This window comes from Achromobacter sp. E1 (assembly GCF_037039475.1).
Taxonomy (GTDB): Bacteria; Pseudomonadota; Gammaproteobacteria; order Burkholderiales; family Burkholderiaceae_B; genus Achromobacter; species Achromobacter mucicolens.
Map to the genome: position 1 here is coordinate 1,589,255 of NZ_CP146253.1, position 16,061 is coordinate 1,605,315.

Below are 16,061 nucleotides of genomic sequence, written 5' to 3' on the forward strand. Positions count from 1 at the left end.
CGGGCCGGGCAAGGAGACATAGGCATGAGTATCGAAGTACGCAATCTATCCAAACGCTTCGGCCAGTTCCGCGCGCTGAACGATGTGTCGCTGCACATCGAGACCGGCGAGCTGGTGGCGCTGCTGGGGCCGTCGGGCTGCGGCAAGACCACGCTCTTGCGCATCATCGCCGGGCTGGAATCGGCCGATTCGGGCAGCGTGCTGTTCGCGGGCGAAGACGCCACTGCCGTGGACGTGCGCCAGCGCCAGGTCGGATTCGTGTTCCAGCACTACGCGCTGTTCAAGCACATGACGGTGTTCGAGAACGTGGCCTTCGGGCTGCGCGTCAAGCACCGCTCGCAGCGTCCGTCCGAGGATCAGATCAAGCGCAAGGTGCATGACCTGCTGAGCCTGGTGCAACTGGACTGGCTGGCCGACCGCTATCCGGCGCAGCTGTCGGGCGGGCAGCGCCAGCGCATCGCGCTGGCGCGGGCGCTGGCGGTCGAGCCTCGGGTGCTGCTGCTCGATGAGCCCTTCGGCGCGCTGGACGCCAAGGTGCGCAAGGAGCTGCGCCGCTGGCTGCGGCGGCTGCATGACGAACTGCACGTGGCCAGCGTGTTCGTCACGCACGATCAGGAAGAGGCGCTGGAAGTCTCGGACCGCGTGGTGCTGATGAACGCCGGCCGCATCGAGCAGGTGGGCACGCCGCGCGAGGTCTGGGAAAGTCCGGCCACGCCGTTCGTCTACGGATTCCTGGGCGACGTGAATCAACTGCAGGGCACCGCCACGCGCGGAGTGTGGCAAGGCGCCGGCCTGTCGCTGCCGGCTCCGGAGCTGGCGCAGGCCGACGCGCAGCGCGCCACGGCCTACGTGCGGCCGCATGAGTTCGAGGTCGAGCGCTACCGCGCCGGCGCCGAGGGCATTGCCGTTCGGCTGTCTCACGCCTATCTGGCGGGCCCCAGCGCATACCTGGAACTGGCGCGCCAGGACTCGGACGCCATCATCGAGGCCGAGGTGCCCGAATCCCTTTATCAGCAACTCAATCTGCAGGATGGCGAGATCCTGCTGGCGCGTCCCCGGCGCGCCCGTATTTTTGCGGTGCAACCATGACCACAACGGAACTCACTTCAGAACTTGAACCCGCCCTGGCGGCGCGCTGGCGCGACCTGATCGGGCGCCTGGCGGACATCCGCCGGCGTTACCCGGACGCCGCGCTGGCCTCGTCTTTGGCGGCCGAGGACATGGTGCTGACGCATGCCATCTACAGCTCGGACCTGAATCTTGAGGTCTTCACGCTGGACACGGGGCGGCTGCATGCCGAGACGCTGGGCGTGCTGGATGCGGTGCGCGACCGCTACGGCCGCGAGATCACGGTGTACCGGCCCGTGCAGGCGGCAGTCGACGAACACGTCGCCGCGCATGGCGCCCATGCTTTCTACGAAAGCGTCGAGCTGCGCAAGGCCTGTTGCCAGATCCGCAAGGTCGAGCCGCTCAAGCGCGCGCTGGCCGGCCGCGGCGCCTGGATCACCGGACAGCGGCGCGCGCAGTCCACGACGCGCGGCGAGCTGCGGCTCGAAGAGGACGACAAGACCTTCGGTCTCTACAAATTCAACCCGCTGGCCGAGTGGAGCGAGGACGACATCTGGTCCGCCATCCGCGCGCTCGGCATTCCCTACAACCCGCTGCACGACCAGGGCTACCCGTCCATCGGTTGCGAACCCTGTACGCGCGCCATCCGCCCCGGCGAGGACCTGCGGGCAGGGCGGTGGTGGTGGGAATCGTCCGACTCGAAGGAATGCGGCCTGCACGCGGGCAACCGGGTCATCACTATTGCGGCGCGCGCCGATTGAGCGCGGCCATGAATTCAAAATCGTTTTAGGGGAAAACCTATGTCTGCTGTTATTCAACGCAGCCACCTGGATTGGCTGGAATCGGAAGCGATCTTCATCCTGCGCGAAGTCGCGGCCGAATGCGAAAAGCCCGTCCTGCTCTTTTCGGGCGGCAAGGATTCCGTGGTGCTCCTGCGCCTGGCCGAAAAGGCCTTCCGGCCCGGCCGCTTCCCGTTTCCGCTGATGCACATCGACACCGCCCACAACTTCGACGAGGTGATCGCCTTTCGCGATGCCCGCGCGGCCGAGCTGGGCGAGACGCTGATCGTGCGCAGCGTCGAGGATTCGATCAAGCGCGGCAGCGTCGTGCTGCGCCGCGAGACCGACTCGCGCAATGCGGCCCAGGCGGTGACGCTGCTGGAGGCCATCGAGGAATTCGGCTTTGACGCCTGCATCGGCGGCGCGCGCCGCGACGAGGAAAAGGCGCGCGCCAAGGAACGCATCTTTTCGTTCCGCGACGAGTTCGGCCAATGGGATCCCAAGGCCCAGCGTCCCGAGCTTTGGAGCCTGTTCAACACGCGCGTGCATCGCGGCGAGAACATGCGCGTCTTCCCGATCTCGAACTGGACCGAGCTGGACGTCTGGCAGTACATCCAGCGCGAACAGCTGGCGCTGCCGTCGATCTACTTCGCGCACGAGCGCGAGGTGGTGCGCCGCAAAGGTCTGCTGGTGCCTGTCACCCGCCTGACGCCGCCGGCCGAGGGCGAACAGGTCGAGCGCCTGTCGGTCCGGTTCCGCACGGTGGGCGATATCTCGTGCACGTGCCCGGTCGCCTCCGACGCCAGCGACACCATGGCCATCATCGCCGAGACCGCCGTGACGGACGTCACCGAGCGCGGCGCCACGCGCATGGACGACCAGACTTCCGAGGCCTCCATGGAGCGCCGCAAGAAGGAAGGCTATTTCTGAACGACAAGACGCGCCGGCGCATGCCGGCGTCTGGGGACCCTCATGAACGCACTGAACGATTCCTTTCTTTCCGGCGCCGACACCGGCGTGCTGCGCCTCATCACGGCGGGCTCCGTCGACGATGGCAAGTCCACGCTGATCGGCCGCCTGCTGTATGACAGCAAGGGCGTATTTGCCGACCAGCTCGATGCGATCTCGCGCGCCAAGCACAAGCGCGTCGCGGGCGACGGCATCGATTTCTCGCTGCTGACGGACGGCCTGGAAGCCGAACGCGAGCAGGGCATCACCATCGACGTGGCCTACCGCTACTTCTCGACGCCCACGCGCAAATTCATCATCGCCGATGCGCCGGGGCACGAGCAGTACACGCGCAACATGGTGACAGGCGCATCGACCGCGGATGTCGCGGTCATTCTCATCGACGCGACCCGCGCCGCCGACGGCAAGCTGCTGCCGCAGACCAAGCGGCACAGCACCATCGCGCGCCTCTTGGGCATACGCCATATCGTCGTCGCGGTGAACAAGATGGACCTGGTGGACTGGGACTGCGCCGTCTTCGAACGCATCCGCGACGCCTATGCGGACCTGGCCGGAAAGTTGGGCATCGCGCATTTCGACGCGTTGCCGTTGTCGGCACTGAGCGGCGACAACGTCGTCACGCTGTCCGGCAAGACGCCTTGGTACGACGGGCAGCCGCTGCTCGCGCTCCTGGAATCGCTGGACTTGTCGGGCGACGGCCGCGCGTTGCCGCTGCGCTTTCCGGTGCAGTGGGTGGCGCGTCATGGCGGCGAGCGCGCCGATGATTTCCGCGGCTACGCGGGCCGGCTCGCCAGTGGCGTGGTGCGCCCGGGAGACGCGGTGACGGTGCAGCCATCTGGCGTGACGGCGGTGGTGCAGGAAGTGCGCGCCTTTGACCGCACGCTTGACGAAGCGGTGGCGGGCGACTCCATCACGCTGGTGCTGGACCGCGATGTCGACGTGTCGCGCGGTGACGTGATCGTGCACACGGCCGCGCCGGCGCAGGTATCGCGCGAGTTCGAAGCCGAGCTGTGCTGGCTGGACGCGCAGGCCTTGAATCCGGCGCGCAAGTATCTGCTCAAGTCGGGCACGCGTCTGACGTCGGCGAAGGTGCGTGCGGTGCTGTCGCATCGGGACATCCACGAACTGCAGGAAGTCGAGAACACCGAAGGCACGCTGCGCATGAACGACATCGGACGCGTGACGCTCACCACGCGCGAGTCGCTCGCGGTCGATCGCTACGACGATGTGGCGGCAACCGGCGCGTTCATTCTGATCGACGAGGCCACGCATCAGACGGCTGCCGCCGGCATGCTGCGGTAAGCCGCAATCCGGGGCGAAATCGCTGAATTTCGCCCCGGGTTTTCATGTTGTTTTTCGTCCAAACCTAATGTTGGCGCGGGTTCCCGGGCGATATCGCAAGATGAAATCGAATTGTTCAGACGATGTCTTCTTCTTGCGGTAAAGTTGGGCTGTCTGACGAAAAGGCTTTTGGTGCTTGTCAAAATCACTGTGTTTTTGTACAGTAGTTTTTATGGCACGCACCGATCATTCTTTTCCCGCCGGTTCTGGGTCCCCGGCTGCCGCCCCCGCCGCCTTGCGCGGTCGGGGTGCGGTTACTAATGTTCGGCATCGCTTTCAGCGCGATGACCGCGTCCAGGTCGACGATGGCTGGTCCGCTTCCGGTCTGCCGGCCGATTTCATCGACTCCGTCCCCGATAACGCGCCGGACGCCAGCGATGCGGTCCGCTCCCCCGTTATCCCCATCCTGCCCGACACCCGCTGCGCGCCGCCCGCACCCAAGACCACGGTCACTGCGGAAGAAGCGCGCAAGATCCTGTCGCGCAACGATTCCCCGGACATTCCCTTCGACGTCGCCGCCAATCCGTACCGCGGCTGCGAGCACGGTTGCGTGTATTGCTATGCCCGGCCTACGCATTCCTACCTGGGCTATTCGCCCGGGCTGGACTTCGAAACCCGGCTGGTGGCCAAGGCCAACGCCGTGCAGGCACTGCGCGCCGAACTGTCCCGGCCCGGCTACAAGCCGTCGCCCATCAACATCGGCTCGGCCACCGACGCCTACCAGCCCATCGAGCGCGACTGGCGCCTGACGCGGGGCATGCTCGAGCTCATGCTCGAAACCCGGCATCCGGTCACCATCGTCACCAAGAACGCGCTGGTCGCCCGCGACCTGGACCTGCTGGCCGCCCTGGCGCAGCAGAACCTCGTGGTGGTCTACATCAGCATCACCACGCTGGATGCCGGCATGGCCCGCACGCTGGAGCCCCGCGCCGCCGCGCCGTGGCGCCGCCTTGAAGCGGTGCGCAGCCTGACCGACGCCGGCGTGCCGGTGGGCGTGCTGGTGGCCCCCGTCATTCCGTTCATCAACGACGAATCCATGGAACACATCCTCCAGGAGGCCAAGGCCGCCGGCGCGCACTACGCCAGCTACACGGTCCTGCGAATGCCCTGGGAGGTCAAAACCCTGTTCGAAGACTGGCTCAACGCCCACTATCCGGACCGCGCGCAGCGCGTGCTGCATCGCATCGAAGACCTGCGCAACGGCCGCCGCAACGATCCCAACTTCGGGTCACGCATGCGCGGGACGGGCATCTGGGCCGACCTGCTGCGCCAGCGCTTCGCGGTCGCCACGCGCAAGCTGGGGCTCAACCGCACGCGCCTGTCGCTCGATTGCAGCCGCTTCGCGCCGCCCGTGGGGCCTGGCGCGTCAGCGTCGCTTTTCGACGCTGCGTCCGCGGCTGTGTTTGCGGCTCCGGCGGGCCCGGCCGCGGCTACGCCGGGTGATGCCGGCGGCGCCGACTCCGACTTTCCATCCCCGGCTGGCGCGAAAGCGTCTTCAGGGGTCCCTTTTCCTGGTGGTTTGCCCGCGGTCAGCGGCGCGTACGGGCGCGGTGCGCGCCAGTTGCGCGCCATGGCCGCCGGCCAACTGTCTTTGTTCGACTGACCGCAGGCTGCCGTTGCCTCGGGTGCATGCCAGGGCGAATCGCCTCGGCGCTGGAACGTTTATCCAAGGAGTTCCCATGAACACCGCTGATTTTTCCGTCCTGCCGGATGAGCTCGCTGTTTCCCTGAATCCGCTGCGCCGCGGCGCCAACCGCGCCCGCGCGTTCTGCGCCAGCCTGACGGGCATGGCCTTGCCCTGGAGCGGTTCGGCCTCTGGCCCGCGCATGCGTGCCACCCGCATGCCCGCCCGCTGGCCGTTCCCGCCGGCGCCCACGCCTGAGGAAGTGGCCATCAGTCCTGCGGCAGGCGCTCCTGCGGTCGACACCCCGGCGAGCGTTTCGGCTCCGGCCGCCGCTCCCGTTCCCGCAGCCGTGCCGGTCGCCTCGGGCGCGCGTGATCACAGCATCGGTGACGCCAAGGCTCAGCCCGTTGCCAACCAGCTCACCATGAAAGCCATGATCACGGACGTCGTGCTGGTGTTGGCCTGGGGCGCAATGATTCCCGGCCTGATGTGGTTGGGCGTGGCGGGCGGATTCTGAAAACGCCGCCACGCGGCGGTCAGCTCGATCCCAACAGGATCACGCCCGCCAGAATGGACACGCAACCGGCCAGACGGCCGACGCCCACTTTTTCACGCAGCAGGAACATGCCGGCCAGGGTGCCGAGCATCATGGACATTTCGCGGGCAGGGGCCACCAGGCTCAGCGGCGCGCCGTTGCGCAATGCATACAGCACCAGGATGTACCCCAGCGGCGACAGAAAACCCACGGCCAGCGCCAGGTGCCAATGTCCGCGCATGGATTCCCACGAATGCGTGGGGCGGCGCAGCATGTGGGGCGTCATCATCGCGGTGCGGGTTACACAGGTGAACCAGTCGAACAGCACCGGGCTGATCAGCAGCACTTTCACGCCGTACGCGTCCACCACCGTATAGGCGGCGATGAACAGGCCGATCACCACACCCCAGCGCACGCCGATCCACGCCTGCGGCTGCTTGAAGATGGCCAGCCGTCCCTGGGTGGCGATCAGCAGCACCCCGGCCACCACGCACAGCATGCCCGCAATCCCGGTGCTGGTGGCTGGCTCGCCCAATAGCAGGAAGGCGCCCGTGGTGGAAAGCAGCGGGCCGGTGCCCCGGGCAATCGGATACACGACGGACAGGTCGGCCACCTGATAGCCGCGTTGCAGGCACAGGCTGTAGCCCAGATGCAACAGGCTGGACGCTAGGATTGCCCCGACGACGGGCCAGGTCCAGTTCATGCCGTCGTGCATCAACACCCAGATCACCCAGGGCGCATACAGCACCGAGGCGCACAGGCCGTACGCGAAGACGAAGGGCGCGCCCACCATGGCCGCGCGCTTGGCAAGGAGGTTCCACGTGGCGTGGGCCATCGCCGCCAGGACGACCAATAACAGGGACGAGTACGACATGAGGGAACAGCGTCAGATGACGTGTTTGTTACAGGGAGTTGGAAGGGTACCGCAAACCATGCTCAAGCCGCACATGTTACCCGAGGCTCAGCGGAATTTTTGGTGTAGAATCATCGGTTTGCCAAATCTCATCCTCTGCTTGCGGCATAGCACTCACAATACTGAACGGCAAAAGTATTACCCCGCAAAGGCATGATGATCTAGGAGTTCACATGAACCTCATCGCTATCCTGGAACAGGAAGAAATTGCCCGTCTGACCGGCGGTCAAGCCAAGCCTGAATTTGCTCCTGGTGACACCGTCATCGTGAGCGTCAACGTCGTCGAAGGCACCCGCAAGCGCGTGCAGGCTTTCGAAGGCGTTGTGATTGCCAAGCGCAATCGCGGTCTGAACTCCGCGTTCACCGTGCGCAAGATTTCGTCGGGTGAAGCCGTGGAACGTACGTTCCAGCTGTACTCGCCGCAAATCGCCAGCATCGAAGTGAAGCGCCGCGGCGACGTGCGCCGCGCCAAGCTGTACTACCTGCGCTCGCGCTCGGGCAAGTCGGCTCGCATCAAGGAAAAGCTGGTCAGCAAGCAAGCCAACGCGGCTTGATCGCTTATCGGTACACGGCCCTGCCAGTGTCGGACGTACACGCCAACCCGCGTTTCCGTCCGGCACGGGTTTCCGGGTTAAAAAGGCACCTGCGAGGGTGCCTTTTTTCTTATTTCTGAGCCGTATGTCTGATTCCTCGTCTTCCGCGCGGCCCCGACGGCCGCTGGCGCGTCCCGGCTTCGATCCCGCGACGCAACCGTGGGTGGTGGCCAACGAATCGCTGCCGCCCGTGCCGACCCGCCTGCTCACGCCGGACTCGCTGCGAGGCACGCTGAGCCAGCCGTCCACCTGGACGCTGGAGTTATCGCGTGACAACGATCTGCGCTATCCCGGGCGAGAGGGCGCGCCGGTGCCTGCCGCCGTGCTGATTCCGCTGGTGACCCGCGACGAGGGCGTGAACATCATGCTGACGCAGCGTGCGGCGCACCTGCATGATCACGCGGGCCAGATCAGTTTTCCCGGCGGTCGCATCGAGACCAGCGACGCCACGCCCGTGGCGGCGGCGCTGCGCGAGGCGCAAGAGGAGACCGGCTTGCCGGCCAATCACGTGGAAGTCCTGGGCAGCATGCCGCCGTACCTGACGGCGACCGGCTTTTCGATCATTCCCGTCGTGTCGCTGGTGCGGCCGGGGTTCGAATTGGCGCCCGATGCGTTCGAGGTGGCCGAGGTGTTCGAGGTGCCGCTGTCGTTCCTGATGGACCCGGCCAATCACCGCCTGTACGAAGCCCGGCTGGATGATGGGCGGGTGCGCCAGTATTACGGCATGCCGTATGGCAAGCATTTCATCTGGGGCGCGACTGCGGGAATGCTGCGCAATCTTTATCACCTGCTGCGCCACGGATTCACGCCGCGCTGACGCGCCTGGGGCAGGGCTTTTCGTGACCCGCACACGCTGACGGCCCCGATTGGGGCCGTTTTCAATGGCGCGGCGCCAAGCGTCAGTAGCGCTGCTGGCCCGCCAGGTTTTCCTCAAGGATGCGTTCGTACAGCGCGTAGCGAGCAGGATCGATCCTGCCGGCCTGCAACGCCGCCATCACGCCGCAGCCGGGCTCGTGGCGGTGGGTGCAGTTGTAGAAGCGGCATTCCTCGATGGGCTGCGTGAACTCCGGAAAACCGCGAATGATGTCGTCACGGGTCAGGTGATGCAGCCCGAACGCCTGGAATCCCGGCGAATCGATCAGGTCGCCGCCCGGCGCCGGCAGATGGTAGAGCCGGGTGCTGGTGGTGGTGTGCTTGCCCATGTCCAGCGCGGTGGAGTGCTCGCGCGTGGCAGCGGCGGCGTCCGGCACCAGGGCGTTCAGCAGCGTGGACTTGCCCATGCCGCTTTGCCCCAGCAGCAGGTTGGTGCGGCCAGCCAGGCGTGGCGCGAGCAGGGTGTGGACCTTTTCGGGCTCGAGCGCACTCAGTTCGATGACGTCCACGCCCAGCGCCGCGATGGGCGCAAGCCGCGCGCGGGCGGCCGGCAGCTCGTCGGTCAGGTCCGTCTTGTTCAGGATGATGAGCGGCGCGATGCCCGCGCTCCATGCGCCCGCCAGGGCGCGGCCCGTCAGGTCGTCCGAAAAGGTGGGCCGCACGGCCACGACGATCAACAGCTGGTCCACATTGGACGCAAACTGCTTGGACCGCATTTCGTCGGAACGATAGAGCAGGTTGCTGCGCGGCAGGATGGCGTCGATGGCGCCTTCGTCTTTGCCTTGCGGCGTGATCTTGACCCGATCGCCCACCGCGGCGCCGGTCTTTTTGCCGCGCGGGAAGCATTTGCGTAGCGCGCCGTCGGCCAGTTCCACGGTGTAGTGGCGGCCATGCGCGGCGATGATGCGGCCTTCCATTGGCGCGCTCATGCGGCGGCCGCCATCAGGTGGCGGATGCGCACGGCGGCAGGCGGGTGACTGTCATAGAAGGCGGAATGCACGGGGTCGGGCGTCAGGGTGGCGGCGTTGTCGTCGTACAGCTTGACCAGCGCGGAGACCAGGCGGTCCGGCGAGCTTTGCTCGGCGGCATAGCGGTCCGCTTCGAATTCGTCGCGGCGGGAATACCAGCTGGCAAGCGGCGTCAACATGAAGGTGAATACGGGAATGACCAGGAAGAACAGCAACAGGGCCATGGCGTCGTTGCGGCCACCCAGTTGCGGCAGTACGCCCAGGCCCACATAGAACCACGGTTGCTGCGCGACCCAACCCAGGATGGCAAAGAACACCAGCGCGGCGGCAAAGCTGAAGACCACGCGCTTGATGATGTGGCGCTTGGCGAAATGCCCCAGCTCGTGCGCCAGCACGGCTTCGATTTCGTCGGCGTTCAGGCGCGCCAGCAGGGTATCGAAGAACACGATGCGGCGGGATTTTCCGAAGCCCGTGAAGTAGGCGTTGCCATGCGCCGAGCGGCGCGAACCGTCCATGACGAAGAGCCCGTTCAAGGCAAAGCCGCAGCGCTGGGCCAGGCGCTGGATGCGGCCGGCCAGTTCGGGGTCGGAAAGCGGCGTGAACTTGTTGAAAAGGGGGGCAATGAACATCGGGTAGATGATCAGCAGCGCCAGGTTGAACACCGTCCAGAGCGCCCAGGCCCAGATCCACCAGTAGGCGCCTGCACTGCCCATCAGCCACAGCACGGCGGCGGCCAGCGGCAGGCCCAGCACGGCGGCGACCAGGAGGCCCTTGAGGGCATCGGCCACGAACAGCCCGGGCGTCATGCGGTTAAAGCCAAAGCGCGCTTCCAGCTTGAACTGGCGCCAGAGCGTGAAGGGCAGGCCCAGCAACCCCAGCACCAGCGCCACGGTCACCAGCAGCAGCATCTGCCGCGCGAAGTCGTTGCTGGTAAGCTGGCCGACCGCAAGGTCGATGAACTGCAGCCCGCCCAACAGCGTCAGGGCGACCAGCACGAGGGCGTCATAGGTGCGTTCGAGCATGCCCAGCCTGACCCGCGCCACGGTGTAATCGGCCGCCCGTTGGTGGCTGGTCAGCCCGATGCGATGGGAGAATTCCGCAGGCACCTGGTCCCGATTGCGGGCGACGTGGCGGATCTGGCGCGACGCCAGCCACATGCGCACGGCAATATCGGTCAGCAGGAAGGCAACGAACAGCAGTGTGAACATGGGCAATGCGTTTTGCTCAAGAAGGGATGTGCGAAAATCGCGTGTTTTAAAGGCAAATTATATGGCTGCGAACGAAAACCGCCTGATCTGGCTCGACATGGAAATGACGGGGCTGGACCCCGAGAAAGAACGGATTATCGAAGTCGCCGTCGTGGTGACCGAGCCTGACCTGACGGTCGTGGCCGAAGGGCCGGTGATCGTGGTGCACCAATCCGACAGCCTGCTCGACGCCATGGACAACTGGAACAAATCCACCCACGGCAAAAGCGGGCTCATCGACAAGGTCAAGGCCTCCACGGTGTCCGAGGCGCAGGCAGAGGATACGCTGTTGGCGTTCCTTGCGCAGCATGTGCCGGCCGGAAAATCGCCGATGTGCGGCAACACCATCGGCCAGGACCGCCGTTTCATGTTTGCGTACATGCCGCGCCTGGAACAGTTCTTCCATTACCGCAACCTGGACGTCAGCACGCTCAAGGAACTGGCGCGCCGCTGGGCCCCCGCCGTCTACAAGGGATTCGAGAAAAAGAGCCGCCACGAAGCGCTGGCCGACATCTACGAGTCCATCGACGAACTCAAGTACTACCGCGAGCACTTCCTGAAGGTCTGAGACCGGCGGCGGACCGCCGGGTTCCAAACGTCACACGGCCTTGCCGCCGCGCTTCGCTTATGCCGTCCTACTCCGTCGTGCAGATCCGTCTTGCAGAGCAGCGCGCCCTGGCATCCGGGCGCACCCTGATGCCGCTTGCCGGCGCCGCGGCCGCCAACTTCGTTACGGCGCGGGTGCCCGCGAAGGCCTCGGTGCTTGCCCTGGCCGGTCCCGGCAATAACGGCGGGGACGCGTTGGAAGCAGCCACGCTGCTGCTGGCGCGGGGCTTCGATGTCCATGTGGTGCTGCCCTCAGGCCCCGGCAAGCTGCCCGCCGACGCTGCCCGTGCCTGGGCCGGCTGGCTGGCCGCAGGCGGACAAGCACGCACGTATGAAGACCTGCCTGACGGACCGTCCCCCGATGTGGTGATGGACGGCCTGTTCGGCATCGGTCTGAACCGTCCCCTGGATGCCAAATGGCAATCCCTGATCGATGCGGTCAATGCCTTGCAGGTGCCGGTGCTGGCGCTGGATGTGCCCAGCGGCATCGAGGCCGACAGCGGGGCGGCGCTGGGCCGCCCGATTCAGGCGCGGTGGACGTTATCTTTCATTGCGGTCAGCCGCGGGCTGTCGCTTCCCGGCGCGGGACGCGCGGCCGCCGGAGAGTGCCACGTCGATACGCTGGGCGTCGTCATGCCCGCCGACAGCGCAGACCGCTGAGCTGCCGCACGGTGGGCTGTCAGGCCGGCCGTCCGCCAAACCGGGTTTCGACCTCGGGCGACAGCGGGCGATAGCGATCGTTGTCCTGGCCGGCCAGGGCATCCAGGTGGAGCTCGGACGGATCGAATACCTTCCAGTAGAGCCGGCCGCATAGGTCGCGGGCGGCGTGGCCGGGCCAGTTGTCCGGCAGCATGGGGGCGGGAAGCTGCGGGTCGTGCAAGACGATCCGGCGCCAGCTGTGCAGCACCATGACGCGGACGGTAAAGGCGTCTGCGGGCGAGGGCGCGTCGTCCAGCAGCTTTTCCAGCGGGCCGAAATTGCGTGAGAACTGCCGGTATTGCTCGGCCACGTCGTCCAGGTTCCAGCACTGCGTGGCCAGGCTGGCGATGGGCAGGCCGCCGGCCCCGGCCAGATCGCGGGCCGACAGCACCAGGGCGCGGTCCGGAATGCCCAGCTTCTCAAGGATCTCGTGCGCGGCGCGCGCCTCGGTGTGCGGATGCGCAAACAGCCCCGGCGCGATCATGCCGAAGCCTTCCCAGGTCAATTCGCGGCGCAACTCGCCGCGTTCAGCCAGTCCGTTGCCCGTGCGGGGCAGCGCGACCAGCGTCCATTCCCCGTTCCATTCCTTGGCGCCGCCTTCGTAGATGCGTTGCGACGCGTGCGACGTATATCGCGCGCCTTGCTCGGAGATCAGGTACAGGCTGCGCCGGCCGTGCCGTTCGGACTGCAGCCAGTTCTGCGCCACCAGGCGAAAGACGCTGGTGCGCAGCAGGCGTTCGTTGATGCCCAGCGGGGCGAGCAGCTCGATCAGGCTGCCCAGCCAGATGGCGCCGCCGTGGGGCGCGAGCGCATCGCCCAGCACGCTGACGCAGAGCGATTTCGCGCGGGGCGGATCGCTTTTCAATAAGCGGGACAGGGCGCGTTCCAGGGGCGACTGAGGGTTTGCCATAAGGAGGGCCGTGGACGGCCGATATCGGGATGCTGGATATGATACATAAATCCAATGTGATACAGATTTGAGTTTGACAATGAATTTTTTGTATTAAATAATCGATCCATGACATGACGGCACTGCGCAGCGTTTGCTTTGCGTTTTCGCAAACCGTCTCAAGGAGACAACTATGTACGCTCAACTCGTCGAAACCGGCGTCAAGCAGGTCAAGACCGCGGACCAGCTTGAAGGCCTGGAACAGACGTTCCAGCGGCGCATCGACGACGGCGTCCGCATCGAGGCCAAGGACTGGATGCCCGAGGCCTACCGCAAGACCCTGATTCGCCAGATCTCGCAGCACGCGCACTCGGAAATCGTGGGCATGCTGCCCGAAGGCAACTGGATCACCCGCGCGCCGTCCCTCAAGCGCAAGGCCATCCTCCTGGCCAAGGTGCAGGACGAAGCGGGCCACGGGCTCTACCTGTACAGCGCCGCGGAAACCCTTGGCGTGTCGCGCGACGACCTGATCGACGACCTGCACGCCGGGCGCGCCAAGTACTCCAGCATCTTCAATTACCCCACGCTCAGCTGGGCCGACATCGGCATGATCGGCTGGCTGGTCGACGGCTCGGCGATCATCAACCAGATTCCCCTGTGCCGCTGTTCGTACGGCCCGTACGCGCGGGCCATGGTGCGTGTCTGTAAGGAAGAGTCCTTCCACCAGCGCCAGGGCTATGACCTGCTCATGCAGATGTGCCTGCACGGCACGCCCGAACAGAAGGCGATGGTGCAGGACTCGCTGAACCGCTGGTGGTGGCCGGCCCTGATGATGTTCGGCCCCTCGGATGCGGATTCGCCCAACAGCGCCCAATCGATGGCCTGGAAGATCAAGCTCTTCTCGAACGACGAGCTGCGCCAGAAGATGGTGGACCAGACCGTGCCCCAGGCCGAGTACCTGGGCCTGACCGTCCCGGATCCTGACCTGAAGTGGAACGCCGAGCGCGGTCACTACGACTTCGGCGAAATCGACTGGACCGAGTTCTACGCCGTGCTCAAGGGCAACGGCCCCTGCAACCGCGAACGCCTCGCCGCGCGCGTCAAGGCGCACGAGGACGGCGCCTGGGTGCGCGACGCGCTGGTCGCCCACGCCGAAAAGCAGTCCGCCCGTAAAGCCGCTTGAAGGTTCCACCCCCCCCCGGAGCGCTGCGCGCTTCCCCCCCAGGGGGGCGCCGCAGCGGACCGGCGGAGCCCGGATCCGCGCGGCCCCGCAGGCCCTTGCTGGCGCTTCGGGATCGGTCAAGTTTCTGGCATTTGCAGTTCCCAATTTCATTTATTGCAGACCGTCGGCGCCATGCGCCCCGGCACTAGAGGAAATCCATCATGAGCAAAGACTGGCCTCTGTGGGAAGTCTTCATCCGCAGCCAGCACGGCCTGGCGCACAAGCACGTGGGCAGCCTGCATGCCCCGGATGCGGAAATGGCGATCAATCATGCCCGCGACGTGTATACGCGCCGCAACGAGGGCCTGAGCATCTGGGTGGTGCGCGCCTCCGATATTTCGGCCAGCAGCCCGGGCGACAAGGATCCGCTGTTCGAGCCGGCCAACAGCAAGGTCTACCGGCATCCGACCTTCTTCCCGATGCCTGAAGAAATCAAGCACATGTAAGGCGGGTGGGGGAGACATGGATAAAGCACTCTTTGAATACCTGCTGCGTCTGGGCGACACGTCGCTCATCCTGTCGCAGCGGCTGGGCGCCTGGACGGGCCACGGTCCGATCCTGGAAGAAGACCTGGCGCTGACCAACACGGCGCTGGACCTGCTGGGCCAGGCCCGCATGTGGCTGACGCTGGCCGGCGAGGTCGAGGGCGGGGGCCGCGACGAGGACGCGCTGGCCTATCTGCGCGACGCGCACGAATTCCGCAACGCGCTGCTGGTCGAGCGCGACAACGGCAACTACGCCGACACCATGGCGCGGCAATTCCTGTTCGACGTGTGGCATTACTTCCTGCTGCAGCGCCTGGAGACGTCCGCCGACGAGCGCGTTGCGGCCATCGCGGCCAAGTCGCTCAAGGAAGTGACCTATCACGTGCGGCGTTCCTCCGACATGGTGGTGCGTCTGGGCGACGGCACGGCCGAAAGCCACGCCAAGATGCAGGCCGCCATCGACGACGCGTGGCGTTTCACCGGCGAGCTCTTCGCCGATGACGCCATCGACCAGGACCTCGCGGCGCGCGGCATCGGCTGTGAGCTGGCCGCGCTGCGACAGCCCTGGCTTGCGCACGTGCGTGAAGTGCTGGAAGAAGCCACCTTGACGGTGCCCGACGAGGCGGCCGCAAACCACGCGGCGCACCGCGGCGGCCGCCAGGGCAAGCACACCGAGGCGCTGGGCTACGTGCTGGCCGAAATGCAATACCTGCCCCGCGCCTACCCGGGAGCCACGTGGTGAACGCGCTCGCGCCCATTTCCGCCGACCAGGTCTACGCCTGGCTGCAGGAGGTTCCCGATCCGGAGATCCCCGTGCTGTCCGTGGTGGACCTGGGCGTGGTGCGCGACGTGTCGTGGGACGGCGACGCCTGTGTCGTCGTCATCACGCCAACCTATTCGGGCTGCCCGGCCATGCGCGAAATCACGCAGGACATCCGCCAGACGCTCGAACGCCACGGCGTGCCCGAGGTCCGGGTGGAAACGCGCCTCGCGCCCGCCTGGACGACCGACTGGATGACCGAAAAAGGCCGCGAGGCCCTCAAGGGTTACGGCATCGCGGCCCCCGCCGAACGCGCCATCGACATCTCGGGCATCAGCCGCCGCACGGCCGCGCCGGCCATCGCCTGCCCGCGCTGCGGGTCGCGCGACACGCGCCTGGTCAGCAATTTCGGCTCCACGTCGTGCAAGGCGCTGTATCGCTGCGTCTCGTGCCGCGAGCCCTTCGATTATTTCAAGACTCACTAAAGAGT

At 66.1% G+C, this 16,061-nt stretch carries 18 protein-coding genes; 14 read left to right on the top strand and 4 right to left on the bottom strand.

From position 1 onward, the window contains the following. Positions 1-24 precede the first annotated feature (24 nt). The 6 genes from V6V88_RS07205 (at position 25) to V6V88_RS07230 (ending at position 6,298) form a co-directional block, all read left to right on the top strand. Positions 25-1,089 carry a sulfate ABC transporter ATP-binding protein gene (locus tag V6V88_RS07205; RefSeq protein ID WP_062838615.1) on the top strand — a complete coding sequence of 355 codons (1,065 nt, stop codon included), beginning with the start codon at positions 25-27 and terminating at the stop codon, positions 1,087-1,089. Beyond that, positions 1,086-1,829, top strand: a complete 744-nt coding sequence (locus V6V88_RS07210; RefSeq protein ID WP_338618628.1) for a phosphoadenylyl-sulfate reductase — start codon at positions 1,086-1,088, stop codon at positions 1,827-1,829. Before V6V88_RS07205 ends, V6V88_RS07210 begins: the two co-directional genes overlap by 4 nt. Positions 1,830-1,868: 39 nt before the next feature. Then, positions 1,869-2,777, top strand: a complete 909-nt coding sequence (cysD, locus tag V6V88_RS07215) for a sulfate adenylyltransferase subunit CysD (RefSeq protein ID WP_280003582.1) — start codon at positions 1,869-1,871, stop codon at positions 2,775-2,777. A 42-nt stretch (positions 2,778-2,819) separates the two neighbouring features. After that, on the top strand, positions 2,820-4,118 hold the full coding sequence (locus tag V6V88_RS07220; protein WP_338618630.1) for a GTP-binding protein: 1,299 nt from the start codon (positions 2,820-2,822) through the stop codon (positions 4,116-4,118). A gap of 211 nt (positions 4,119-4,329) precedes the next feature. Next, entirely contained in the window at positions 4,330-5,760 is a 1,431-nt protein-coding gene (locus V6V88_RS07225; protein ID WP_223574725.1) for a PA0069 family radical SAM protein, read from the top strand. A gap of 76 nt (positions 5,761-5,836) precedes the next feature. Beyond that, positions 5,837-6,298, top strand: a complete 462-nt coding sequence (locus V6V88_RS07230; protein ID WP_338618635.1) for a hypothetical protein — start codon at positions 5,837-5,839, stop codon at positions 6,296-6,298. 19 nt (positions 6,299-6,317) lie between these two features. On the opposite strand, the gene V6V88_RS07235 is transcribed toward V6V88_RS07230, so the two are convergent. Further along, a complete protein-coding gene (locus V6V88_RS07235; protein ID WP_108696456.1) occupies positions 6,318-7,190 on the bottom strand; it encodes a DMT family transporter in 873 nt (290 codons plus the stop codon). Between the two features lie 212 nt (positions 7,191-7,402). Between V6V88_RS07235 and rplS the strand changes: the two genes are divergently transcribed. Together rplS and V6V88_RS07245 are read left to right on the top strand one after the other, a co-directional pair. After that, positions 7,403-7,783 carry a 50S ribosomal protein L19 gene (gene rplS / locus V6V88_RS07240; protein WP_056322312.1) on the top strand — a complete coding sequence of 127 codons (381 nt, stop codon included), beginning with the start codon at positions 7,403-7,405 and terminating at the stop codon, positions 7,781-7,783. Between the two features lie 124 nt (positions 7,784-7,907). After that, positions 7,908-8,639: a CoA pyrophosphatase gene (locus tag V6V88_RS07245; RefSeq protein WP_056322314.1), complete on the top strand. Its 732-nt coding sequence runs from the start codon at positions 7,908-7,910 to the stop codon at positions 8,637-8,639. An 82-nt stretch (positions 8,640-8,721) separates the two neighbouring features. Here the strand turns inward: V6V88_RS07245 and rsgA are convergent, their stop codons facing one another. Next, entirely contained in the window at positions 8,722-9,624 is a 903-nt protein-coding gene (gene rsgA / locus V6V88_RS07250) for a ribosome small subunit-dependent GTPase A (protein WP_062838621.1), read from the bottom strand. Continuing rightward, entirely contained in the window at positions 9,621-10,871 is a 1,251-nt protein-coding gene (locus V6V88_RS07255) for a M48 family metallopeptidase (protein WP_062838622.1), read from the bottom strand. Before V6V88_RS07255 ends, rsgA begins: the two co-directional genes overlap by 4 nt. 61 nt (positions 10,872-10,932) lie before the next feature. Between V6V88_RS07255 and orn the strand changes: the two genes are divergently transcribed. Both orn and V6V88_RS07265 read left to right on the top strand, forming a co-directional pair. Next, positions 10,933-11,478 (top strand): oligoribonuclease, encoded by a 546-nt coding sequence (gene orn, locus V6V88_RS07260; RefSeq protein ID WP_223574733.1) that lies wholly within the window; start codon positions 10,933-10,935, stop codon positions 11,476-11,478. A 59-nt stretch (positions 11,479-11,537) separates the two neighbouring features. After that, positions 11,538-12,176 carry an NAD(P)H-hydrate epimerase gene (locus V6V88_RS07265; protein WP_223574735.1) on the top strand — a complete coding sequence of 213 codons (639 nt, stop codon included), beginning with the start codon at positions 11,538-11,540 and terminating at the stop codon, positions 12,174-12,176. A 19-nt stretch (positions 12,177-12,195) separates the two neighbouring features. Here V6V88_RS07265 and paaX read toward each other — a convergent pair whose 3' ends face one another. Continuing rightward, on the bottom strand, positions 12,196-13,125 hold the full coding sequence (gene paaX, locus V6V88_RS07270; protein ID WP_223574737.1) for a phenylacetic acid degradation operon negative regulatory protein PaaX: 930 nt from the start codon (positions 13,123-13,125) through the stop codon (positions 12,196-12,198). A gap of 172 nt (positions 13,126-13,297) precedes the next feature. On the opposite strand from paaX, the gene paaA reads away from it, so the two are divergent. The 4 genes from paaA to paaD all read left to right on the top strand — a co-directional run bounded on the left by paaA (position 13,298) and on the right by paaD (position 16,056). Then, positions 13,298-14,287: a 1,2-phenylacetyl-CoA epoxidase subunit PaaA gene (gene paaA, locus V6V88_RS07275; protein ID WP_056322331.1), complete on the top strand. Its 990-nt coding sequence runs from the start codon at positions 13,298-13,300 to the stop codon at positions 14,285-14,287. Positions 14,288-14,487: 200 nt separating this feature from the next. Then, positions 14,488-14,772, top strand: coding sequence for a 1,2-phenylacetyl-CoA epoxidase subunit PaaB (gene paaB / locus V6V88_RS07280; protein ID WP_006388300.1), 285 nt, complete (start codon positions 14,488-14,490; stop codon positions 14,770-14,772). Between the two features lie 16 nt (positions 14,773-14,788). Further along, on the top strand, positions 14,789-15,553 hold the full coding sequence (paaC, locus tag V6V88_RS07285; protein ID WP_223574739.1) for a 1,2-phenylacetyl-CoA epoxidase subunit PaaC: 765 nt from the start codon (positions 14,789-14,791) through the stop codon (positions 15,551-15,553). Further along, entirely contained in the window at positions 15,550-16,056 is a 507-nt protein-coding gene (gene paaD, locus V6V88_RS07290; protein WP_062838680.1) for a 1,2-phenylacetyl-CoA epoxidase subunit PaaD, read from the top strand. The genes paaC and paaD overlap by 4 nt, the downstream gene beginning before the upstream one ends. Positions 16,057-16,061 lie beyond the last annotated feature (5 nt).